The following is a 23,977-nucleotide window of genomic DNA, read 5'->3' as shown; positions in this document are numbered from 1 at the left end:
TAGAATCTAAATTTTACCTGTCAAAGATCTGGCTAACAGTTCTTTGTCAGGTTTTTTCTTTTCTTCATCATAAGGTAATCCAAAACCCTTTATCATGTTTATGTAAGCTTTCTTTTCATCAGCTGTAAGGGTACCAGCTGGTGATTCAAATAAGCGAGTATAGAAGAAATCAGCATATTTTTTTGCAATTTGGGTTGCAGCGCTACTCATATCTGAATATCCTTCTTTCGCCGCCAATCTACGTCTAAGTTCTTCCTCAAATCTAGACACATTCACTATCGTTCTAGTCTTTTGGACTGCAAGCTTAGCTTTCTCTAAACATTTTGGGAAATTAAAGTAATTATCAAATATGGCAGTCTGAACCTTACCTGTGCTTATAGCCTTAAGAATAGTTGTAGCTAAAGTTATGCCAAGTCCAGCAATAGCCATCACCTGTCCTACTCCAGGGATAAATACTCCTACCATGTTAGCTCCACTAACTGCAAAATCAATTGATGAATATACTGTTCTTCTCTTGCTCACAGCATTAACCAGTCTAGCCATGTTTTCCTCATAGCGTCTTTGTTTATCTTTGGCAGTAACTTCACCTTTGCCTTTATACTTTTTATCAATAACTTCTTTGGCATTTTTTGCGTTGCGAACATCCAATCCCTTTGATATAAGCTTATAGGAATTTATAGCCAATGACGCTGAGGATGTAACTAGACCTAATGTTTGAGTGCCCTGTGAAAAATCCCAGCTGTCGGTATCCAGTACCTGCTCTCCAATTTCAGTAAATTTCTTTATTGTCTCAACATTTTCTGCTACTGATGTAGCTACGTCAAGAATTCCATTTCCAAATTCTACAAAGCCAGCTATCTTATCACCCCAGTGCTGCTCAGCTAGGCTTTCTACATGAGAGTATATTCCTAATGCTGTGGATACTATACTATTTATACTTGAAAGCGCAACTCCTGTTGTATTTGTTGTGGCTAGATTTATCTTAGCAATTGTACTGTCACTTAATGACGCTATGTATTTTATTGCACTCACATTATTAACAATACTGCCTACAACAAAGCCTGCCATTTCTCTTGCTTCAGTTACTTCCTCTTCTTGATCACTTTCTTCAACAGCAGCATCTGATTTAATCTCAGCTATCTCATGGTTAAGGTCAACTAAAGCTTTTCTACATTCCTCCAATTCTTGCGCTGTAGCTGTTTGTGTATCTGTTAGATTTTTTATTTTCTTTTTATCTTTCTTTTTATCTTTCTCAGCATTAAGTTGCTCTGAAATATTTTGGTAAGCAAGGCCAACTACAATAAAATTTTCTAACGCCACCTTGTACTGCTTTTCTATAGGTAGATTTTTATCAATTGGCTTTTTCTTTCCCCTTCTTTCATTTGCCTTATCTAAATCACCAGCTATTTTATTGCACTGCAAAATGTGGTCTTTATATACACGATTTGCTTCTAAAGATTCTGTAAGCTTATTCATGTTAATGTAGTCACCAGTTAATCTTCTATGTAGCTTTAACCAATGTGCCTCCATTTTTCTCTTAAATTCATTAATATCCAATTTTTCTGTTTGAGAACGATATACATCTAATGCAGTAGGTTCCTTTCTATGACCTGACTGAATTAGATAATAAATAAACATTCTTTCTCTTTTGGTCTTCTTAAAGAGTTCAGCAACAATTTCTCCATGCTCATTTTTTGCGACATTAAATAATGCTGCAAATCCACCATTATTCCAATTTTCAAGAAACCATTTATCAATTTCATTTATAGCATGAAGCTGTTCTTTTGTAAGATTAGAATCTGCATCCTCTTTCGTTAGCTTCTTTTCACCACCTCGCTCGTTCCATTCCTCCGCATGTTCAGTAACAACTTTATCTACTATATCAGAGAGACTATCTTTTATTTCTTCATTTTGCTCAAGCTTAGTAATTACTCTCTCTTGCCTTGTATATCTTACATATAAATTAAGCATATATTGGGCTTTGTCATTAACTTTTTTTTCAAATTTCTCTCTATTAATAGCTCTTCTAGCTAAAAGAATCTTAAAATCGTTTTCATAAGGTTGAAAATATGATAGTTTTTCTTTTATTTTATCCCTTTCTCCATTTTCTCTATAAGAAATATGTTCTCCTAATTTTTTATAAATATCATGGAAGTTAGTTATTCTTTCTACAACCTTTTTATCGTAATCAAGATTCAAGCTTTGCACTTCTTGTAATGAATCAAAAAAACTAAAATCATCCCCCATGCCATCCATTATTTTAAAAAAAGCATCTGATATTTTTGTGATATTTCGAGCTATTTTCCTTTTTTCAGCTAAATCACCAAATAATTGATACACAAAAGTATCTCTATGGGTATCAATATAAGCATTAGCCGTTTCTGATAAACGCACTATCGCCTCCGTCATCTCTCCAACAGAAGGTCTTTTTCCTGATTTGTTTTTAAGTCGATTGGTAATATGTATCACATTTAAGACCGCTTCTTTCACTTGGGTACTATTAGCTTTCTTACTAGCACCATCATGGAAAAAGATTTGATTTTCCATTCCAAAAACATAAATTTTATTTACTTCTTCCCCAACGGTAATAAAACATTTTTCAATCTTTTCTGCTTCTTCAGATTTATTAGCCTCACTTATATTATTACTCTCTACCATTTGTGTAGGAGCCTTTTGCATACGTAGTTCTTCTTGTTTTTGTTCTTGCTGATTTACTTGAGTTTGATTTTTTTGCAATTTTTGCTTACTAATCATAAACCCACCCCTCGAATCTATACATTAACCTGCTCTATCACATGATCAATATCTATTTCGCCAGAATTGATACGAAGTAGTAAATCGCAGTACTTATCAGTGATTGCCACTGCGTTACCCATGCAAATATTGACCTGCTTTGAAAGATCCTCACCATGTAAGTCCATTGAAATTGGTGTGGTAAGCTTATAGGCTAAAAGTACGTTATCCCTGTCGTAAACAAAAGCACCACAAGGCACAACATAATTAATAATAGACAAAGCTTCATATAGCTTAGGAAGATTTTCTTCAACTGCCACATTTGCAATAGTCAGTACGGAAGTAAAATACTGAACCTCGTCTTCTTCAGAAATAAGTGGCATAAATAGGAACTCACCTATTGCCCCCTCCTCTACATCGAATCCAATATCATCAAACATAACTCTAAGAATTTCTACATCATCTTCCGATTTCTTTTCATCCAAAGTAGCTGCATATAACTCATCTGTAAGATCCTCATAAACCTGCTTTAAAATCTCATGTCTCTCATCCATTAATTTTTGTTTACTCATGTTCTTTCTCCGTTTCATTTGTTTTCTTCAACCACTTTTTTAATTATTCTTAGCAAACCATTCTTAAATATTTTACTATCATCATTTAAGTGTTCAGCTAATAGTGAAATATCATTTTCGGTTAGTCCAAATTCTAGCCTTTTTTTATCAATAATCACACTTAAATCTTTAAATATTTTTACTGCATCATCATTTTGCCTTTGACCATTACTTATAAATTTTTTTATGATAGTTTCCACAGGGTTTTCCAGCTTATCTTTAGGTTTTATATCTGCCTGTATTTCATTTCCCTGCTCTTTCCTATCTTCATCAACCTCACTTTCTTCACCTAATTCCCCTTCTTCACTTAAATCGATTTCTTCACTAGCCCCGTTTAACTCCTCCGTAATTTCCTATTCTATTTCTTCATTTGCTTCCTCTGGCGATTTGGAAATAGCTTCTTCATCTGTTTCTTCTACTTCTTCTTGCTCTTCTACTTCCTCATTTTCATCTGCTTCTTCCACTTCGTCTTTTTCTTCTTCATCTTCATCAGTTTCTAAGAATTCTTCATCCACTTTCCATTTGTCAGCTAAGCGTTTTTCTTTTTCTTCCTTGCTTTCTGGATTTTCATTCTCAAGCTTTACCTTCTTATACCTATCTATCTTTCTAAAATCTTCCTTGCCATAGTTATTTACAAAATTGTAATCAATAACTGGCGCATCTAAGAATGTTGAATACATAGATTCATCTGTGGTCAAGTCCTCATTGCCAATGTAACCTGCTTCGGCAGACTCTGTTAAAATTTCTCGCAAAGTCTTTTTGCCAGTTGGAATCATATAAGCAATAATAGCAAGCCTGAATAAATATAGTTCCTTTGGTGTGGCTCCCATAACCCTATAGGCAAATATCATATTTTTCACAGACTTATCGTCTTTTCCCATTGCTTCCCTACTAGCCTTTAACTGTTCTTCGTTTAGTGTAGGAATAGATTTGTAGTCAACATCATTTTTATTGTAGGTATAATCTGCCACCTTTATATTATGTACTCTTCTGCCCTCTCTAACCTTAATCATCCTTGCTTCCCAAGCTTTTCTTGCTTCTCTAAGCTCCTTACTTGAAGACCTTCTTGTCTTTTTAGAATGGTCTGCGATAGGCTTAAGAGGCACTACAGAATTTTCAAGCATCTCATTGATTTCGTCACTATATATATTTAAATCATCTCTATTTCTATTAAATACATCAAGCTCCTTTCTCTTTTCATAAGCTTCCTTTATTGTCAGTTTCTTATCATTTTTCTCATTTGAACCATCTTTATTTTTTTCAGCTAATTTTCTAGAATTCTTTTCAGTTTTTATTGCATCAAAATCCAAAGCTATCTTTTCAGTTGCGATAGACTTTGTGCCTGGTTCATTTTTATACCTTGAAGCATTGATAAATTCTATATCCTTGTCAGTCCCTTTAAAAAGAATATCATTAAGAGAATATTTTGCTCCCTTTATTGAAGAACCGATATAGGCATCATCTACATCTTTTCTAACATCTACTTCTTTTTCATTATTTAACTCAATACCATTTGTATTCACTGCATTATCTAAAAGTGCCATCTGATCAAACAGTGTTCCCTTACCAGAAGCTACCTTCTCTATGTACTTACCGCCTGTCATAAGATCCATGGTATCCCCGGTAGTAAGACTAAAACCTTCTGAACCAACAGCACCTCCACCAAGCATTAATGTAGCTAATATTCCGCCCACTTCATCCCTGTTTGTATTGTTTTTTGCATCCTTCTCAATTTTTTTATCAGCTTTATCTTGAAGCATCTCCATTTTATAATCATATTTACTTTTAGCTTCCCTATACCTCATTTTCAGCTCTTCTTTTAATTCATCTTCTGGAGAAACTGTTATTTCATCATCATCTTCTTCCTCTTCATCTTCTTCATGATCTTCTTCTAACTCTTCTGCAACCTCTTCTATAACTTCTAGTTCTTTCTTTGGCTCTTCATGGTCTTCCTCTAATTCTTCCGGCACCTCTTCTATGACCTCTAGCCCTTTTACTGGCTCTTCATGGTCTTCTTCTAGCTCTGCTGCTACCTCTTCTATAACTTCTAGTTCTTTTTTTGGCTCCTTATTAGTATCTTCTTGCTCTTCTTCCTCAGGCTGTTCCTCTTCTTGCTCATTTATTTTTTCTTCTGTTTCTTCTTGTTCTGTTTCTTCTTCCTCTGCCTCTTCCTCTTCCTGCTCTCTCTTGGCGTCCTCTGCTAATTCTTTTTCTAATTCTTCTTTTTTGGATTCAAAATCTTCTGCATTAATGCCAAACTCTTCAAAAAGTTTTTTGAGATCTTCTGAAAACTCTGTCTCAGCCAATAGTCTTTCTTTTTTCATTTGGACATCAACTCTGGCTTTGCTATCCATCATTCTGTTGTAGCTAATTAGTACATGAGAAATCTTTGCTAGAGCAGTCTTTCCAGCAACCTTAACTTCACCCCTGTTATAAATATCCCTTGCAAGCTTCATCTCGTAATCAGCATTATATGCCTTTGTAGTGTTAGCATCTAAATAGTACAAAACAAAATGAGATATCCCCTTCAAGTATTGTATAATCAACAAATGGAGGAACTCATTATGTCACGTCAAAGAAAACAACACAGCAAGCAATTCAAGTTGGATGCTATCAACTATCGTAGAGAACATCCTGATTTAACCCAAGCTGAATGCGCCAAGAATCTAGGAATAGGTGTTAGCACCTTAGCTCGCTGGGAAGCCCAGTATAGAGACCATGACGGTGATATTCCCGTCAGAGGATCTGGCAACTATGAATCAGACGAAGCTAAAGAAATTGCTCGTCTCAAACGAGAGTTACGTGATGCTCAGGATGCACTTGATGTGTTAAAAAAAGCCATCAGCATTCTGGGGAAAGACTAACAGAAGCTATCTATACAGAAGTTTCTGCAAAGGTAGAGGCATCTAAAGTTACAGGACACCGTGTTTCTACTTCTGGAATGCTGAAATTTTTAGGTGTGTCTCGCTCTGGATATCATTCTTTTCTTAATCGTAAAGTTTCAACTACAAAACAACGAAAAGATTCGATAAAAAAGAAAATCCAGAAGATTTATGATGATTCTAAACAGAACTACGGAGCCCCTAAAATAGCTAAGAAACTTCGTGATTCTGGCGAAACCATATCTACCCGCACTGTAGGTTTATACATGCGCGAAATGGGCATTAAAGCCCAGTGGGTGAAGCCTTGGACTACTACAACCAGAGACTCTGATTTTAGCAAAGAGCTTCACAACATACTTGATGAACAATTCAATCCAGACCGCCCAAACGCTGTTTGGTGCACTGATATCACATATATTTGGACTCAGAACGGATTCGTATATCTGAACTGTGTCATGGACTTATTTGCCAGGAAAATCATTGCCTGGACTCTTGCAGAAACCATGGAGGTTTCTACAGTCATTGAAACTATTGAAAAAGCTAAGGCTAGACGCAATACCGATTTACCTTTAATTATCCACTCTGACCGTGGTAGTCAGTATGTTTCAAAGGCCTGGCAAGAAGCTACGAAAAAGATGCAGCGCAGCTACTCGCATAGCGGCTATCCTTATGACAACGCCTGCATCGAATCCTTCCATTCTTTAATCAAAAGAGAATGGCTTAATAGATTTAACATCACCGATTACAGGCATGCTTATATGCTTGTATTTGAATATATAGAAGCATTCTATAACACCGTCAGGATTCATAGTCACTGCGACTACTTGTCTCCTGATGAATATGAAAAATTGTATGAAAGGGTGAAGTCTCTGTCAGTTGCTTAACTGACAGAACCTCTCATTTTAATTTGTACTAAATCTTGACGCAGGACCAGTATGAGTTTTAAAAAGAATGGCAATAGTAATTCATTTGGTGTTTATGTAGGCAGCGATGGTACGATTTCCAACTGTATCGTAAAAAAGAATGATAGAGAATTTACGACCTTTGATGATTGTAGAGACAGAATTGTTAGTGAAAAGTGGTCATTCCAGCCAAGTGAAAGTTCAAAATGTGCTGCCTGTCCACTAAGAAATGTATGCGTAGGACCTTGTTCAATTGAACAACGTATGTGCGTAAATGGCCAGAATATGGAAAAGTGCAAATTTATGTTATCCATGTTCAGATGGTTGTTATCCAGATAACGGATTTAATCCTCTTAATATAAGAGTTTTAGTAGTTATAATAACTTGGTTAAATCAGAAGGGAGGAAAATGGCTATGGTAGAGAAGAGAGTAAATCTTTCAAACGTAAACTATGGTGATATCTGCATGAGATCTCATAGTCAGTGCCTCATGGATGAGGAAGAGTATGCTGTATTAGAGCAGGAGTTAGTTGAAGCTTTAGCAGCAGCTGAGAACGAGAACTAATCGGTACTTTGAGGGCAAGTTAAATTCTTGCCCTTATTTGAGTTGAGGAATGTTTTTATGAATTATCAAGAAACAATGGTGGAAAACTTCATAAATCGTGTTTTTTCATTTTATCCGGGATTAGCTGGTGAATACGGAATAATAATCGACTCCCTTGGAGATTATAGTCTTGACAGTATAAATGGTTTTTTGGCTGATTTAAAAGAATATAGAGATTATTTTAATTCAGAGTATTATCAAAATTTCCTGATAATAAAAAGAATTAATATGTTGATTCAGGAAATTGAAGATGAGGATTATGCGAGATATACGGGGTTTTATTATAGTAGAGCATTTCTGACTTTGCTTGAATCATTATCCATAACAGATTCTTCAGAGAAGAACTTAGAGTTGTTTCTGAAGAGACTGGATTATCTGGATATGATTGTAAGTCAGGCGTATTCGAATATTAAGGATGAATATTTATCAAAAATTGAAATCATAAATACAAAAAAATCATTCGACAGAACCTGTAATTTAATTGAAACAAAGGCAAAAGAATACCTTGATGAAAGATATTTTGACGCTAAAAATAAATTTCAGTTTTTCCTTGAAAGTAAACTAGCGATAGCTGGTAATAAGATTGGCAATACAAAGACATTAAGATATTACCAAAACATTGAAAACACCTGTGATGGCATTTTATCGACAGATGATATATATAAGAATTTAATGGAGTTGGCTGAGCATCTAAACTTCCTGTGGCAAACCTTGAAAAATGAAGCTGATGACTTTATTGATATTGAGTTTGATTCGGATTCAATTATAGATTGGGTTATTTATATAAAAGCTTTGTTCAAAGATTTAAATGGTATGGCAGAAGATATAGATGAGTACAGGATTTTTAATAAATCTTACGAGAACAATACTCAAAGCTGCAGAGCATCATTAAAATTTTATGATCAAGATGTACTTTTAAGCATAAATAATCGAGAAATTAATTCTAATGAAAAGAAGTTAGAAATTATGATACATGAAGTAATGCCTGGGCATTTTTTTATGTCCAGATATTACAGCGGCAGAACAAATTACATTTTTAAAGAACGCTCATTTTGGGAAGGCTGGGCGTTAATGTGTGAATATTATTCCATTACCAGGTGTGATTGTAATCTATATAAAAAAACGGTATCAAAAAAGCTTTTAAATAATGTTTTGGTAGGGATTACAAGTATTAAATACTGGTATCACAAATCGAAACGGGAAGATATTTTTAACTGGCTTCAGTCAACCTTTAGTTTATCTGCTGAAGAAACAAACAGTATATTGATAACAGCAATTATAGATTCAGAGCAGAAGATGGATTATTTTGTAGGCTTTGCAGCTTACTATCATTTATACAAAGCAGTTGGCTTTGATGTATTAACGGATATGACGATGCATAGTGGAGCATCTTTTTATCACCTTCGGGAACATATAGGATAGCGAATTTCATCAGAAATTCGCTATCCATGAGATTTTAGCACTAGAGAGGACAAGAATAATGGTAGAGAAAAAAGATAATTTTAAATTTTTGATAGTAATGTACACCCTTTTGATGGGAGTGTATCAGGTGGCAGATTATTTCTATGGAATCTCTTACATGATCATGCTGAATTCCAGCCTGTCAGTAAGAAATATAGCCATCATTATTGGAATTAAAGAAGTCTGTACACTGATTTTTGATTTTCCATCGGGAGTAATTTCTGATTATGTGGGAAGAAAGAAGACTGCTGCATTATCTTTGATTTTATATGGAGGAGGTCTGATTCTTTTAACAATCTGTAAGTCGTTTCTTACCTTATTGCTGGTTTTTGTATTGATAGCATTTGCTACTGCAATGTTTTCAGGTTCTCCACAGGCTTGGTTCTATGACACATTAGTAAGGAAAGACAAGCTTAGTGAACGTGAACGTATTATTCCTAAAATGTCTGGCGCTGTTAAGCTTATTACTACAGGAGCAAATATTGCTGCAATAGCATTTGTAATTGTAAATAAGAATTTACCACTGATTATAGGTGGAATCGCTGTAATTGTATTTGGAATTTTATTCTTATTTATATTTGAGGATAACAAGGGAAAACATGTAGGCAATAATTTCTTTAGCACAATGAAAGAATTTAGTGTTTCCTTTTTTGCTGATGAGAGAATGCGTGGAATGTTATATTTTGAGTCATTTGATTATGCGGCATTTTCAGTATTCATTTTTACATGGCAATTATTCGTGTTGAACAAGTTTTCACTAACGGAGAAGGCAATAAGTGTGCTTTTTGTGTGCTTCACACTGGTGATGGCTCTCGGTAATTTCGTCACCTCGTTTTTGCATAAGTATCTTGACGGATATACGATATGCATTCTAGGAAGAATTGGAATGATTATTAGCTTTGTAATCTTATTTGCAACTAATAACCTTTGGGTTGCTATTGGGGGATTTTTGATTTTTGAAATGTTCTTTTCAATTACAAACACATCGATTTCAATATGGAGAAATGATTATATTTCCAGCGATAACAGAGCTTCTTTTTATTCTGGAATATCATCTGTAAAAACCCTGTTAGCAATATTGATTACTTTTTGTTTAGGCAGTCTTATAGACACAACGGGATACAGATTTGTATGGGCAGTGGCACTTATATGTGAGTTTACATCTTTACTGTTTACAATGAGATTTATAAATAAATTTAGAGAGCTTAAAGGAGTCAGCTATGAATAGTCATGTGATTATATTATTCAAAAGTGAGTACTCTAAAGAGGCCAGGATAATAAAGGCTTTGGCCACAAAAAAATGTGAAGATATACTCCTATGGAAGCTAGAGGAGGGATATATCCCTTATGCCAGAGGTGCAGAACTTTTTTATGGAGAAAATGAAAGTGGAACATTTAAAACTGTTATTTTTGTTCATCCTTTATTTTATGACGATAGCCCCATAATATTTCAAAAACTTCAAAGTATAGAAAATATGCCTGGTGAAATAATCTGGGTATCTGTTCCTGACAGGAGAATAAAGAATAAGAAATTTTATGGTATTCTTCAAAAAATATACATGAAGTCATATAGATGTCCAGTGGCAGATATGAAAAAAAAGGCAGAGATATACAAAAAGTCTCTTGGTGATTCAAGTAGTTTTAGATTAAAGACAAAATCAGGAACAGATTTGGTTTTTAGTAGAGCAACTGATATTTTGGAAGACATAATTGATGGAGAAAATGACAGAGAAAACAATGGAGTATTTCAGATACCATCAGGTGAAGTTTTTTTTGCAATAAAAGAAGGAAGTGCAAATGGAGTTATAGTTATCTTCGGAAAAAAATATGACGTTATAAATAACCATGTGGTTACAGAGGATTACGGTGAAATCGTCATATGTGAATTTGGGATGGGAATAAATTCCTTCCTGCCACCTACTGACAAGTTAGACATATCAGAGAAGGCGTATAAAACCTGCCACCTGGGGTTTGGGGATAATACCTCCTTTGGAGGAAATATTAAAGAGGGATATCACTTTGATATAGTATTTGAAAAATTCTCCCTATACAGTGGTACCAAGTGTTTAGTGGATTTTGGTGAGGAAAAGAAAAATGTTGCTTTGCTATAAAATAGAGAATGGAAAAGTCCAGATTTGCGACGATGTCTTTTATAGCAATATCAACAGTTCTGAGACATATCTTTTAGAGATTTCAAGGTATTATTCTAGCGTTACCGGCCAGGACTTAAATGTGAATATATTTCTGGATGATAATATTCCTGCCCTTAGTATAAGCATGGAAAAAAAGGTGATTTTTCAATCGGAATTAATCAAATTGAAAGATGTGGCAATGTACCTATATTTTCCACATGAGATATTCCATCAAATAATAGGAAACCAAATAAGATTTGAAGGTGAAGGCAAATTATGGATGATGGAAAGCTTCACAGAATACATGCAGTGGAGATATCTTTTAGAGTCAAATAAAGCTATGGCTAAAAGGCTGCTCGGTTTTTATTTTGACAGGTATTTTACACATGCGAAACATGATGTTTCATTGGTCAAGGCTGGAAATAATACGAGTGATGACGAAAACAAGGCTACCGTAGAGTCCAGAGGAGTCCTGTTATTTATATATTATTTTTGGATGGTAGATGACATAAAGCTGAAAAAACTACTGAAGGAAATGCGTGAGATAAAAGTTATTAATATAAACAAATTTATGGAATTAAGTTCCATGGCTGGGGTGGATACGGATGAATTATACGCATGTTTGAAGCAGTCCAAAAATGTAGAACTTTATAAAAATTTTGTTCATGAATTGGGAAATAGACTATGAGATTAACTTTTGAATTAACTCAAAAATGCAATATGAACTGTGTATATTGCAATGCTGAGAAGAGCGATGAAAGCTGCCAGTCATTGGAAGTAATCGAGCAGGTATGCAAAGAGTTTTCTGAAAAAGATAAAATTGATTATATTGCATTAACAGGTGGCGAATCCTTACTCTATAAGGATTTTGGAGAGGCAGTAGATTTAGTATCAAAATACACTGAACATATACTGATACTTACTAATGGTCTTTTATTAAATGACGAAAGAGTTCTTCAGGTGATAAAAAAATATAATGTTGAAATTCATGTTAGTGTGGACAGCATTCATTCTGATTATCATGATCGTGTCAGAGGTCATAGAGATAAAATTTTAAATAATATCCAGCAGATAAAAAATGAAGTCCATGTACCAATAGCTCTGGTATGTGTGCTTTCCAGATACAATGTTAGTGAGATAAGAGATATTAACGTATATTGTAAGGAAAATGGTTTTAATCTGGAGTTTGAGCTTTTAAACATAGATAATTCTAGTGAGCTATCCATAGAAAAATTGACTCCAAAGGAAATACAGCGTGTTGTGGAGGATTTAGAAGAGTGGGCTAATGATTTTAACAATCATGTTAAATATAGATTGTTAAAGGTAGTTTTGCAAAACAGGAATTTTACCCCTTCAGTATGTTATGGATGCAAAAATAACTATATTGTTTTTGCTGACGGGAACGTTGGTCCATGTTTTCTAAATAAAAGTCTTATGTATGGCAATGTCAGAGATAAAGATTTTTTTTTAACGGCAGTAGAGAAAAACAAAAGGAATTATGATGGGGCTTGTTTTTCATATAAATGCCTTGGAAATTATTTATAAGAGAGAAGAAACTATGAGAGTCATAGATTTGATAAGAGATAAACTATCAGCAAAAAATAAGTTTAGTGATGGAGTAGTGGAAATAAGCGGAATCAAGCTAAAAGAAAGAATTATATATTACTCTAAGATTATTTATTTCTGTAAAGATTGCAATAGAGTTGCTTTTGCAGCTAATAATAATATTTATACACTGACGTTGATGCTTTCAGCTATGATGGCAGGAAAAACTTTTTGTCCTATACATACAGGTTTGGATAAAGAGAAAATTGAAAGAATTGCTGAAGAGACAGGTGCATTATTTTTATACAGCGACTTCAACCCGGATAATGGAATAAGAGAGTGTTTTAGTAAGAAGCTATCTCTAGATGACGATTATGATTATTCAAATAACACTATTGAATTTCGTGATTGTCATGATGCTGATTCTGAGGTTTATGTCATATATACATCTGGGACAGAAGGAAAAATTAAAGGGTGTGTTATATCAAATAGCAATCTGTTGAATTATTGTAACAGCATCATAGAGACAATAGGAATAACTGGTAGAGATAAATCTATTATAACCACTTCATTTGCATTCGATTTGGCTTATTCAGGAATTTTTCCTGTGTTACTGTCAGGAGGTAGCATATACATATTTCCAAAGCATTTACCAATAGAGAAAAATTTAATAAATTATATAGCAGAAAATAAAATTACACTGATGAAGACCACTCCAGGAATAATTAGAATGATGGTCAAATCTCCTAATATCGGAGAGCTGAAATCCCTAAAAAAAATTATTAGTGGTGGAGAGAGGTTTGATTATGCTATCTGCCGTGATTTACATATACTGCTAAACAACTGTAAGATTTTTAATCATTATGGACCTACAGAGGCGACAATTGGCTGCTGTATAGGACTTGTGGATTTTAGGCGAGAAGAGAATGAGGCGGCAGCTATTTATCCGATTTCCAATGTTGAAATTCACTTGGAAAACGAAAATGGTATTGTGAAAAAATCAAGTGAAATCGGGGAATTGTTTATCAAGGGATTGTGTCTTGGAAAATATGTTTCATGTAAAGCTGATGAACAGATTGGAACTGTATATCCTACCGGTGATTTGGCTTATTATACGGATGACGGTGGTCTGATTATTGTAGGTAGAAAAGACTCTGTTTTGAAGGTTAATGGATACAGAATCAATATTAAAAATATTACAGAAACCATTCTTAAACAGTTCTATATCGAAGATGCCACATGTATATACGACAAAACCAATAAGGGCATAATTTGCTTCTATGTTTCTTATATGGACCCTATGAATGTAAAGGCCAAGTTGTCAAATATACTGTCAAATTACGAGTTGCCATCAGTTTTCTTTAGTTGTAAAGAAATTCCCAGAACAGGAAATGGGAAGATTGACAGTACAAAATTACTTGATATGTATAGGGAAAGATTCAGTAGCAACAGTGATGTGCTGATTAACAGAATATCACAGACTGTTGGGTTGGATTTTGAGTCAATTAAAAATGAACGAATAGACAATTATCTGTCTTCTATAGAAATGATTGGGTTACTGGTAGATTTGACAGATTCAGTAGGTCATAGTTTTTTTGACAGTTCATTTACCATAAATACTTTTGGAGATTTGTTAACCTATGCACGAATGAACAAGGAAAATGACGATAAGAAGCCTTTGAAAAATGGGGATATTTTCATATTGAGTGGAGGTAGCGAGAGATTACAGACCAATTATTACGAGGCAGAGAATTTAAATAAAATTCTTTCTGAGTTTTATATTGAAGATAATAAAAAGGTGTTGATATACACCCTTCATAGCACTACACCAGTAGAGTATGGAAATATCGTAAAAAGTATTTTTGATAAATATGGATATGAATCTATAGTTTTTGATAGTGAACTAATGCTGAATGAAGAATTTTTTATTAATACTATAAGATGGGCTAAATGTATTTATATTGGGGGCGGAGATTACATCAGGCTATATAACCAGTTTCAACAGTATGACATTGGTTCATATATTAAGAAATATAGTAAAGAAAAAATAATGATGGGTGTTTGTGCCGGAGCAGGAATACTATGTGAAAAATTTTATGCGGATGTTGATGAAAATATGTTTTCTCTTATGGATGGGTATAATGTTTTGAATATTATTATGACCCCACATTTTTCTTCCGAGCCTTATAAATCATTAGAATTTTTGAAGGAGCTTAAAAGAAAAAACTTAAAAAATGCACTGGCTATTGAAGATGGAGCGGTAGTATGTGTTGATGATGAAAAAAAGTATTCTGTTTTAGCTGCTGATGGAACAAATGGAGCATATATGTTTTCATCTACTGACGGTGTGTTGAAAAAGAGAACATTAAAAGATAAAGGGAGATTATACAACTGATGTGTGAAATGGTAAAAAATCGTAAAAGCTGTGCTGTGAAAATATTAAAATCAAAGGAAGATAAGCTTCAGAAGGCTATCTACTTTGAGAATGGAATCGAGAAATATTATGCGGTTGCTTTTTATGTTCCAGAAGAAAACGAGTGTGTTATTTGCGTTTCATCTCAGATTGGATGTCCGGAAAAATGCAGATTTTGTGCCACAGGAGATCAAGCCTTTGTAAGAAACCTGACGGTAGAGGAAATAAAAGATGAAATAGAAATAGGCTTAGAAATGTTAGATGATATGGTTGAAGATACATCTGATAAAAGAATTGCTGTTATTTTTGAAGGAATGGGTGAGGCCAGCTACAATATTGATAATTGCTTTGGTGCATATGATGAAATGTACAAATGTATATCTGACAAATATGATAAGCTGATTCTTAGAGTTTCCAGCTCTGGAAATATTAAATTATGTGAGACATACCGTTCATATTTTGGTAAAAGACATGATGTATATTGTGACGTAGAGTTTCAGGTTAAGCTTTCTGTTCACACTTCATTTAATGAGGAGAGAAAGTACATAATGCCGGTTGTGGCAAACAAGTATGAAATAGCGAATATAATTTCACATTTTCAAGAGCTTGCAAAGGAATTTGGTACAAAGCTGATATGTAATTATGTACTGTTTGAATATCCAAATGGTGGAAATAATTATTCTGTTTGTCATGCTCAGAGATTAGTGGAAATGATTGATAAAAACTATGTGCATGTCACTCTGGGTAAATATTCTGAGACTGGAAAAAATTTTAAATCCCCAGAGGAAAAGCAATATAAATTGTTTTATTATTATTTGATGATATTGAATGATGTTGAAACAGACATTGTAACCTTGTATGGCAACGATATAAACGCAGCATGTGGTATGTTAAATTACTGTGAATAATTATAAGGAAATTGAAGAATTGACAATGTGTCAATAAAGTGGTATATTAAGTGAAATTGACAGAGTGTCAATATAAGGAGGCGTTAAAATGAGTGAAAAGATAGTTCAGACAGCAGGCAGAAATCAGCTAGGAGAGTTTGCTCCAGAGTTTGCACATTTTAATGATGATGTGCTGTTTGGAGAGAATTGGAACAATCAGGATATTGATGTGAAGACTAGATGTATCATTACAGTTGTAGCGCTTATGTCTCAGGGAATAACAGATAGCTCTTTGAAATATCATATTGAAAATGCTAAAAGTCATGGGGTGACTGAAAAGGAAATGGCAGCTATAATTACTCATGTGGCATTTTATGCCGGTTGGCCAAAGGCATGGGCTGTGTTTAATCTTGCAAAAGAGGTTTACGGAGAATAGCACATGACTGTAGAGCGTTATGTGTCGGATGAGCTACCAGACCATGACCAGGCATTTATTAGAAAGTAATTTGTAAGGAGTTTCTTATGGCAGTTGAATTAAAAGAAACAATTGATAAACGAAGAGAAGAGATTATGGATGCTTGTGAAAAGCTATACGATTCAAAGGGCTTTCAGAGCATTACAATTAAGGATATTAGCACGGAAACCAGCTTTTCTCGTCCATCCATTTATAATTATTTTCAAACCAAGGAAGAGATTTTTTTAGGAATACTTACCAGGGAATATCTTAAATGGAATGAAAGCCTTAAGGATATTATTGATAGTGGCAAAAAGCTGGATGTAGACGGACTTTCTAAAGCTATAGCAAGGTCTATGGAAGAAAGAAAGACTCTTCTTAAGATTTCGGCCATGAACTTATATGAAATAGAAGATAACAGCAGAGTGGAGCTTCTTATAGAGTACAAGGATGCGTTTAAGAAATCAGTAGAACTGTTTGAAGAATGCTTATTAAAGAATATAAAAGGTATAGACCAGGATAAATGTGAGCAGGTAAGATATGCATTTTTCCCTTATATGTATGGAATCTCCCCATACGTATATCCTACTGATAAACAGATAGAGGCAATGAATGAAGTGAAATTGTCTTATTCTAAAACGTCAATTTATGAACTTACTTACAGGTTTTTAAAACTAGTTCTTAGTTAATACCATGGCCCGCAAATGTAATAATTTGTGGGCTGTTTATTTTTTCCTAATCTTTGATAAGTTAAAGAAGTGCATTTTGCCCTCTTGGTTTGGAGCTTCGTGCTGAGGCTTTTCGCCAACCTCTGGGTTGAAAAATACTCCTTTTAGGCTGTTAGTACGGTTTCTGATACAGTCAGGGCAAAATCTACCATAACGGATGCTGCAGCCACAACTTTCACAAGTAATATATACTGAGCTTCCCTCAGGAATTTCAAGTCTACCCTGACGAAGCATCCCGTTTATAATATCTTCGGGCACACCTGTGTTTTCAGATATGATGATGGCAGGGGATGGACCGTTTTCATCAATATAGTCCTTTACTTTGCCAAAATCGTCGATTTCTTCATTCCCACAATCAAAGCATTCATAACGGCCTGCGCCAATATATCTTATACGTCCTTTGCACTTAGAACATCTATTAGGTTTTCTTTCGATAAATTCTTTGACGAATTTGTCCTGCTCTTTTTTGTTCACGCAAATCACCTCTTTAAAATTGGTTTCTATTAAAAGATGATAGCATTAATTTTTGACAGAATGATGTTTCGCTCCTAAAAGTCCATTTGTGAAACTATTATGAATATTGAATTTTACGGTAAGAAGTATGAGATAATCTATATATTCAAATATAGTGGGGTGGATTATGGAAAATTCAATTTTCAGGAAAAAGACAATGGATAGAATATCTTCGCCTGAGCAATTAACGGATTATCTAAAGGTAACAAATCCTAGTATATGGCTTGTGCTTTTTATTGTGTTGCTTATTCTTGTTGGATTTATTGCCTGGGCATCTGTTGGCAAGCTAACAACCACTGTGGATGGTTCAGCAATCATTGCTGAGGGTGAAGCCAGCATTGTGGTTACAAGAGATGAAAATAATGCTTCCAATATAGAAGCGGGAACAAAGGTTGAAATAGCAGGCCAGGAGTATGTGATTTCTTCAGTAGATACAGATGCTTTTGGAAGAACTGTAGCACACGCCAGGATTCCTCTTGCTGATGGCAAATATGATGCCAGTATAGTTGTAGAAGAAATTAAGCCAATACAGTTTTTGTTTGAGGGTAGGTAAAAATATGGCTAAAAAAAAGATTCCACCTACAATAACAAAGGGTGTAGCAAAAGTTCCGGTCATTTTACAGCTGGAGGTATTAGAATGTGGCGCAGCTGCTCTTGCTATGGTTATGGCCTATTATGGAAAATGGGTGCCATTAGAACAAGTACGTCTTGATTGTGGTGTCTCAAGAAATGGTTCTAATGCCAAAAATATCTATAAAGCGGCAGTGTCCTATGGGTTTGATGTAAAAGCTTTTCAGTGTTCCCCGGAAGAACTAAAAAAAGATGGCAAATTTCCATGTATCATACACTGGAATATGAATCACTTTGTTGTGCTTAATGGCTTTAAGGGTAATAAAGTGTATATAAATGACCCTGCAAGGGGAAGTATATGTATCAGTTACAAGGAATTTGATGATTCATTTACTGGTGTTGCAATTATGCTGACACCTTCTAAGGAATTTGTGCCATCTGGAAAAAAGAAAAGTATCATTGCATTTGTTAAAAAGCGAATGGTTGGGACAGGGGCAATGGTATTATTTGCAATGCTAACAACTGCTATTGCTTATCTATTTGGAATATTTGATTCTGTGTTTTCAAAAATATATTTAGACAGAATTCTCACAGGAACAAATAAAGAGTGGCTTAATTCATTTATCACCATATTAGTAATCTTTGCAATACTTCACATAGTGGTTTTGTGGGGGAAAACAATATACTCTCTGAAAATTAACGGAAAAATGGCTGCTATAGGAAGTTGCTCTTACATGTGGAAGGTTCTTAGACTTCCTATGGATTTTTTCTCCCAAAGATTGGCAGGAGATATAGAAGGTAGAGTGGTTCTTAATTCTTCTATTGCCGGTACACTGGTTAATACATTTGCCCCACTGTTGATAAATACCTGTATGATGATTTTCTATCTGGTATTGTTATTAAAGCAGAATATTATGCTGACAATTGTGGGAATTGGCACTGTAGTTTTGAACATAATAGTCAGTAGGATTATTTCTAATAAGCGAATAAATATAGCTCGTGTTGAAATGCGAGATATTGGAAAACTGGAATCCACCACAGCCAGTGGTATCGATATGATTGAAACTATTAAGGCCAGCGGGGCTGAAACTGGATTTTTCAAAAAGTGGGCAGGGTATCAGGCCTCAGTTAATTCTCAAAAGATACTTGCAGAGGAGACAGAGCTATTCTGGGGTGGCATACCTGTATTTTTTAATACAATTGCCAATTATGTAGTTTTAGTTTTGGGCATTTATTTGGTAATGAGGGGAAGCTTCACCTTAGGTGCTGTTTTTATGGTTCAGGGACTTATTACATCCTTTATAGAGCCTGCAAATACTTTGATAAATGCAGGGCAAACTATACAGGAAATGCGAACTAACATGGAGCGTATAGAAGATGTAATGGAATACCCCGAGGATGTTGCCCTGGCAGAAAATGTAGGTGTGAATAATAAATCCCTTGCAAAGCTTAAGGGAAACATAGAAATAAAGAATCTTACGTTTGGATATTCAAAGCTGGATGCACCAATACTTAGGGATTTTTCGCTGACAATAAATTCGGGAGAAAGAATTGCCATAGTGGGAGCTTCAGGTTGTGGTAAATCTACCATATCAAGGCTTATATCCGGTCTTTATATGCCTTGGAGTGGAGAGATTCTATTTGATGGAAAAAGAAGAGATGAGTACCCTAGGGAGGTTATGACAGGCTCTATTGCAGTTGTAGACCAGGATATAATATTGTTTGAGGACACTATTGCAAACAATATCCGTATGTGGGATGACTCAATCAAAGATTTCGAAGTTATTCTGGCGGCTAGAGATGCTCAGATACATGATGATATTTTAAAAATGCCTGGTGGATATAAACATATGATTACATCTGGTGGACGTGATTTGTCCGGTGGTCAAAGGCAGCGCATGGAAATAGCCAGAGTGTTGGCACAGGACCCTATGATTATAATTTTGGACGAGGCAACCAGTGCATTAGATGCAAAGACTGAATATGATGTTGTAAAGTCCATTAAGGATAGAGGTATTACTTGTATTGTTATTGCCCATAGACTTTCAACAATTAGGGATTGTGATAAGATTATTGTACTTGATCATGGAGATATTGTAGAGCAGGGAACCCATGATGAATTAATCAAAGCTGGTAACGTATATGCGAATTTGATAGCTAATGAGTGAGGAATGTATGAAAAGCTGGTTTGAAGACCAAATTGAAGAGAGAAGAGAATCAGACAGGCAGGCTCTAGAGGAATCCTTTCAGAAAATTGCATCGGTAGTTTTGGGACAACGATTAGCAGATAAGCTGACAGATGAAAGGATAGTAACAAAACAGGCCTTGGATTCAGTTTTAAAATACTACCATTATAAGCCTGTGGATATTCCAGAAGAAATATCAGATGGGCTAGAGCAAATCGACTACTGTCTAAGGCATTACGGAATGATGCGCAGGGATATAGAGCTAAAAGAAGACTGGTATCATGATGCCTTTGGTCCTATATTAGGTTTTATGAAAGGCTCTGGTCACCCGGTAGCTCTATTGCCAAATTCATTTAAAGGCTATTATTATATTGATTCAAATACAGGAAAACATGTAAGGATTAATAGAAAGAATGTAGATTTATTTGAAAATGAAGCAATATGCTTTTATAAACCATTGCCATTAAAAAAACTTGGTATTCCAGATTTAATCATATATATGAAAAGCAATATTAATACTGCTGATATAATGGCACTGGTTTTTGCCAGCATGATGGTAAGTAGTGTAGGTTTATTCCTTACCAAAATCACAGTTGCTTTATCGGGACCGGTTTTAAACAGTAGAAGCACAAGAGCCCTTGTTTGCGCAGCTATTTTTATTTTTTGCATAACACTTTCTACCCATTTGATTTCAACTATAACTGAACTACTGTCAGGTCGATTAAATACAAAAACCTCTGTTGCAGTAGAATCAGCTATGATAATGCGAATAATAGCTTTGCCTGTAAGCTTTCATAGAAACTATAGCCCGGGAGAATTAAAAAGCAGAAGCATGGCTGTTAATGAGCTTTGCAAACTGCTTCAGGATATTTTTGTAACAACTGGCTTTACAGCTATAGCGTCACTTTTATATGTGACTCAGATTTTTAGATATGCTCCAGGCTTAGTGGTGCCATCCTTCATTATAATTCTTATTACAGTTGGGGTTTCACTAATTACAACCTTACTTCAAATTAGAGTGAGCAAAATAATTAGAGAAAATACAGCAAAAGAAGAAGGAATGAGCTATTCTTTGATTACTGGAATTCAAAAAATCAAATTAGCCGGGGCAGAAAAAAGGGCTTTTGCAAGATGGTTAAATATTTATTCAGATAAGGCTGCACTTCAATATAATCCTCCAACATTACTTAAGGTAAGTAATGTTATTAATACTGCCATAAGTTTATTTTCAACTATTATTATTTATTACATTGCAGTTATAACCGGTGTAAATCAAGCTGAATATTTAGGTTTTACAGTGGCCTACGGATATTTGATGGGAGCATTTAATTCATTTTCTAATCTGGCTATTTCAATGGCGCAGATAGACCCTATACTTAAAATGGCGGAACCATTTTTAAAAACAGTTCCCGAAGTTTCGGAAGACAGAGAGATTGTTACTAATATATCTGGAAATGTGGAGATAGCCCATGTATCCTTTAGATATTCTGATAAAACACCATTTGTTCTAAAGGACCTGTCACTCAAAATTAATGCAGGAGATTATGTTGCAATTGTAGGAAGAACAGGCTGTGGAAAATCTACTTTAATCAGGCTGCTATTGGGATTTGAAACACCGGAAAGTGGAGCAATATATTACGATGGTAGGGATATCACAACACTTGATTTAGGTTCTTTAAGGAAAAATATTGGAACTGTTACTCAAGATGGTGGATTGTTTCAGGGGGATATATATTCGAATATTGTAATCACTAATCCTAATTTAACAATGGATGAGGCTTGGGCAGCAGCTGAGATTGCAAAGATAGCTGATGACATTAAAAGTATGCCAATGGGAATGTCTACTGTTATTTCTGAAGGGCAGGGTGGAATATCAGGCGGACAAAAGCAGCGTTTAATGATAGCCAGAGCCATAGCTAATAAGCCAAAGCTTTTAATATTTGATGAAGCAACATCAGCCCTTGATAATATAACTCAAAAACAGGTGTCAGAAGCCCTTGATTCTATGGGATGTACCAGAATAGTTGTGGCCCATAGACTATCCACAATCAAACACTGTGATAAGATTTTGGTCCTTGACCAGGGGCAAATTGTGGAGTCTGGCACTTATGATGAGCTTATAGAAAAAAATGGAAATTTTGCTGAGCTTGTAGCTAGGCAAAGGTTAGAGTAATGAGATTTTGTCTAGTATGTAAAAAAAGACAATAAATAATTAAATAAGTAGTATAATGTATTGGGGCTTGGGGGAAAATACCGAGCCCTAATTTTTTGAAGGAAGATTTTAATATGAAATATTTGAAACAGTTTTTAATTATCCTGGCAGTTTCATTAATGGGTGAGATTTTAAAAGCAGTTCTGCCACTGCCTATTCCTGCCAGCATCTATGGAATGGTGCTTATGTTTATATTCCTGTTAACAGGTGTGATTAAGCTTAGCCAGGTTAGGGAGACAGGTAGATTTTTGATAGAGATTATGCCTGTAATGTTTATCCCCGCTGGTGTTGGACTTATGTCTTCATGGAATGTATTAGAGCCTGTGCTGCTTCCGGTTTCTGTAATTACAGTAATTACTATCTTTACAGTTATGGGTGCAACAGGTCTTATTTCTCAGGCAATCATTAGACGCAGTGCAAAGGAGGGAAAATAATGACAGAGTTTATGCAAAACAGTGCCTATGCAGGGGTTACTATTAGTTTGATATCCTATGCAATTGGAGCAAAGCTTAAGAGAAAATTTGGTTATGGCTTCCTTAATCCACTGCTGATTTCTATAATAGTAACAATCATTGTGCTTATAAGCTGTAACATCAGCTACGAGACATATAACGAGGGGGCTAAGTATCTAAGCTGGCTCCTTACTCCTGCAACAGTATGCCTTGCCATTCCACTTTATGAGGAATGGGAGCTACTTAAGAACAATGCTAAGGCAGTATTACTTGGTGTATTTGCAGGTGTTATCACATCCCTTGTTACAGTTTTTGTATTGGCTAAGATGATGGGCTTGTCACATGCTAATTATGTAACACTTCTTCCTAAGTCAATTACCACAGCTATTGGCATGGGTGTATCAGAAGAGCTTGGTGGATATGTTACCATCACTGTTGCTGTAATTGTTATTACAGGTGTTCTTGGAAATATTTTTGGAGAATTGATTTGTAAAATCTTTAGAATCAAAGAGCCTATTTCTAAGGGGTTGGCGCTTGGAACAGCAGCTCACGCTATTGGAACAGCAAAGGCCATGGAGCTTGGAGACGTAGAAGGTGCCATGAGTTCACTTTCTATTGCAGTAGCAGGCGTTATCACTGTTGTGTTTGCCTCACTTTTCGCAAGCTTTATGTAAAAAATAAGCCTTCCCCCTA

The 23,977-nt window shown here is 35.0% G+C and carries 22 protein-coding genes and 1 pseudogene; 18 read left to right on the top strand and 5 right to left on the bottom strand.

The genetic code is table 11. From position 1 onward, the window contains the following. Positions 1-6 precede the first annotated feature (6 nt). The 4 genes from IJ535_RS10100 to IJ535_RS10085 all read right to left on the bottom strand — a co-directional run bounded on the left by IJ535_RS10100 (position 7) and on the right by IJ535_RS10085 (position 5,851). Positions 7-2,754: a hypothetical protein gene (locus IJ535_RS10100; protein ID WP_294302148.1), complete on the bottom strand. Its 2,748-nt coding sequence runs from the start codon at positions 2,752-2,754 to the stop codon at positions 7-9. A 17-nt stretch (positions 2,755-2,771) separates the two neighbouring features. After that, on the bottom strand, positions 2,772-3,305 hold the full coding sequence (locus IJ535_RS10095; protein ID WP_294302146.1) for a hypothetical protein: 534 nt from the start codon (positions 3,303-3,305) through the stop codon (positions 2,772-2,774). Between the two features lie 14 nt (positions 3,306-3,319). Further along, complete coding sequence (locus IJ535_RS10090) at positions 3,320-3,544, bottom strand: hypothetical protein (RefSeq protein ID WP_294302145.1); 225 nt, start codon at positions 3,542-3,544, stop codon at positions 3,320-3,322. Between the two features lie 153 nt (positions 3,545-3,697). After that, on the bottom strand, positions 3,698-5,851 hold the full coding sequence (locus IJ535_RS10085; RefSeq protein WP_294302143.1) for a hypothetical protein: 2,154 nt from the start codon (positions 5,849-5,851) through the stop codon (positions 3,698-3,700). 57 nt (positions 5,852-5,908) lie between these two features. Between IJ535_RS10085 and IJ535_RS10080 the strand changes: the two genes are divergently transcribed. From IJ535_RS10080 to IJ535_RS10020, 13 genes and pseudogenes are all read left to right on the top strand, one after another. Further along, on the top strand, positions 5,909-6,208 hold the full coding sequence (locus IJ535_RS10080; protein WP_151623543.1) for a transposase: 300 nt from the start codon (positions 5,909-5,911) through the stop codon (positions 6,206-6,208). An 8-nt stretch (positions 6,209-6,216) separates the two neighbouring features. Continuing rightward, a complete protein-coding gene (locus IJ535_RS10075) occupies positions 6,217-7,110 on the top strand; it encodes an IS3 family transposase (RefSeq protein ID WP_294302171.1) in 894 nt (297 codons plus the stop codon). Positions 7,111-7,161: 51 nt separating this feature from the next. Next, positions 7,162-7,467 carry a hypothetical protein gene (locus IJ535_RS10070; protein ID WP_294302132.1) on the top strand — a complete coding sequence of 102 codons (306 nt, stop codon included), beginning with the start codon at positions 7,162-7,164 and terminating at the stop codon, positions 7,465-7,467. Positions 7,468-7,542: 75 nt separating this feature from the next. After that, positions 7,543-7,692 (top strand): hypothetical protein, encoded by a 150-nt coding sequence (locus tag IJ535_RS10065; protein WP_294302129.1) that lies wholly within the window; start codon positions 7,543-7,545, stop codon positions 7,690-7,692. 57 nt (positions 7,693-7,749) lie between these two features. Then, positions 7,750-9,153: a hypothetical protein gene (locus IJ535_RS10060; protein ID WP_294302126.1), complete on the top strand. Its 1,404-nt coding sequence runs from the start codon at positions 7,750-7,752 to the stop codon at positions 9,151-9,153. Between the two features lie 58 nt (positions 9,154-9,211). Further along, the gene (locus IJ535_RS10055; RefSeq protein WP_294302123.1) at positions 9,212-10,420 is read left to right on the top strand and encodes an MFS transporter; all 1,209 of its coding nucleotides are present in this window, start codon (positions 9,212-9,214) and stop codon (positions 10,418-10,420) included. Then, positions 10,413-11,303 (top strand): hypothetical protein, encoded by an 891-nt coding sequence (locus IJ535_RS10050; RefSeq protein ID WP_294302119.1) that lies wholly within the window; start codon positions 10,413-10,415, stop codon positions 11,301-11,303. The genes IJ535_RS10055 and IJ535_RS10050 overlap by 8 nt, the downstream gene beginning before the upstream one ends. Further along, positions 11,287-12,012: a hypothetical protein gene (locus tag IJ535_RS10045; RefSeq protein WP_294302117.1), complete on the top strand. Its 726-nt coding sequence runs from the start codon at positions 11,287-11,289 to the stop codon at positions 12,010-12,012. The genes IJ535_RS10050 and IJ535_RS10045 overlap by 17 nt, the downstream gene beginning before the upstream one ends. Continuing rightward, entirely contained in the window at positions 12,009-12,869 is an 861-nt protein-coding gene (locus tag IJ535_RS10040; protein ID WP_294302114.1) for a radical SAM protein, read from the top strand. Before IJ535_RS10045 ends, IJ535_RS10040 begins: the two co-directional genes overlap by 4 nt. Beyond that, entirely contained in the window at positions 12,853-15,264 is a 2,412-nt protein-coding gene (locus IJ535_RS10035; protein ID WP_294302111.1) for an AMP-binding protein, read from the top strand. Before IJ535_RS10040 ends, IJ535_RS10035 begins: the two co-directional genes overlap by 17 nt. Further along, positions 15,264-16,190, top strand: a complete 927-nt coding sequence (locus IJ535_RS10030; RefSeq protein ID WP_294302108.1) for a hypothetical protein — start codon at positions 15,264-15,266, stop codon at positions 16,188-16,190. The genes IJ535_RS10035 and IJ535_RS10030 overlap by 1 nt, the downstream gene beginning before the upstream one ends. A gap of 88 nt (positions 16,191-16,278) precedes the next feature. After that, positions 16,279-16,596: pseudogene (locus IJ535_RS10025) on the top strand (carboxymuconolactone decarboxylase family protein); the annotation flags it as partial. 95 nt (positions 16,597-16,691) lie between these two features. After that, a complete protein-coding gene (locus IJ535_RS10020) occupies positions 16,692-17,312 on the top strand; it encodes a TetR/AcrR family transcriptional regulator (protein WP_294302102.1) in 621 nt (206 codons plus the stop codon). 36 nt (positions 17,313-17,348) lie between these two features. Here the strand turns inward: IJ535_RS10020 and IJ535_RS10015 are convergent, their stop codons facing one another. After that, the gene (locus IJ535_RS10015) at positions 17,349-17,825 is read right to left on the bottom strand and encodes a hypothetical protein (protein ID WP_294302099.1); all 477 of its coding nucleotides are present in this window, start codon (positions 17,823-17,825) and stop codon (positions 17,349-17,351) included. Positions 17,826-17,991: 166 nt separating this feature from the next. Between IJ535_RS10015 and IJ535_RS10010 the strand changes: the two genes are divergently transcribed. The 5 genes from IJ535_RS10010 to IJ535_RS09990 all read left to right on the top strand — a co-directional run bounded on the left by IJ535_RS10010 (position 17,992) and on the right by IJ535_RS09990 (position 23,958). Next, positions 17,992-18,417 (top strand): hypothetical protein, encoded by a 426-nt coding sequence (locus IJ535_RS10010; RefSeq protein WP_294302097.1) that lies wholly within the window; start codon positions 17,992-17,994, stop codon positions 18,415-18,417. Between the two features lie 4 nt (positions 18,418-18,421). Beyond that, positions 18,422-20,602, top strand: a complete 2,181-nt coding sequence (locus tag IJ535_RS10005) for an NHLP family bacteriocin export ABC transporter peptidase/permease/ATPase subunit (protein WP_294302095.1) — start codon at positions 18,422-18,424, stop codon at positions 20,600-20,602. Between the two features lie 7 nt (positions 20,603-20,609). Then, entirely contained in the window at positions 20,610-22,793 is a 2,184-nt protein-coding gene (locus IJ535_RS10000; RefSeq protein WP_294302091.1) for an ATP-binding cassette domain-containing protein, read from the top strand. 113 nt (positions 22,794-22,906) lie between these two features. After that, complete coding sequence (locus IJ535_RS09995; RefSeq protein WP_294302088.1) at positions 22,907-23,266, top strand: CidA/LrgA family protein; 360 nt, start codon at positions 22,907-22,909, stop codon at positions 23,264-23,266. Continuing rightward, the gene (locus tag IJ535_RS09990; RefSeq protein ID WP_294295818.1) at positions 23,266-23,958 is read left to right on the top strand and encodes an LrgB family protein; all 693 of its coding nucleotides are present in this window, start codon (positions 23,266-23,268) and stop codon (positions 23,956-23,958) included. Before IJ535_RS09995 ends, IJ535_RS09990 begins: the two co-directional genes overlap by 1 nt. The last annotated feature ends 19 nt before the right edge of the window (positions 23,959-23,977 follow it).

Origin of the sequence: Pseudobutyrivibrio sp., from assembly GCF_017471675.1 — a bacterium.
Taxonomy (GTDB): domain Bacteria; phylum Bacillota; class Clostridia; order Lachnospirales; family Lachnospiraceae; genus Pseudobutyrivibrio.
This window is presented reverse-complemented; position numbering and strand designations above follow the sequence as displayed.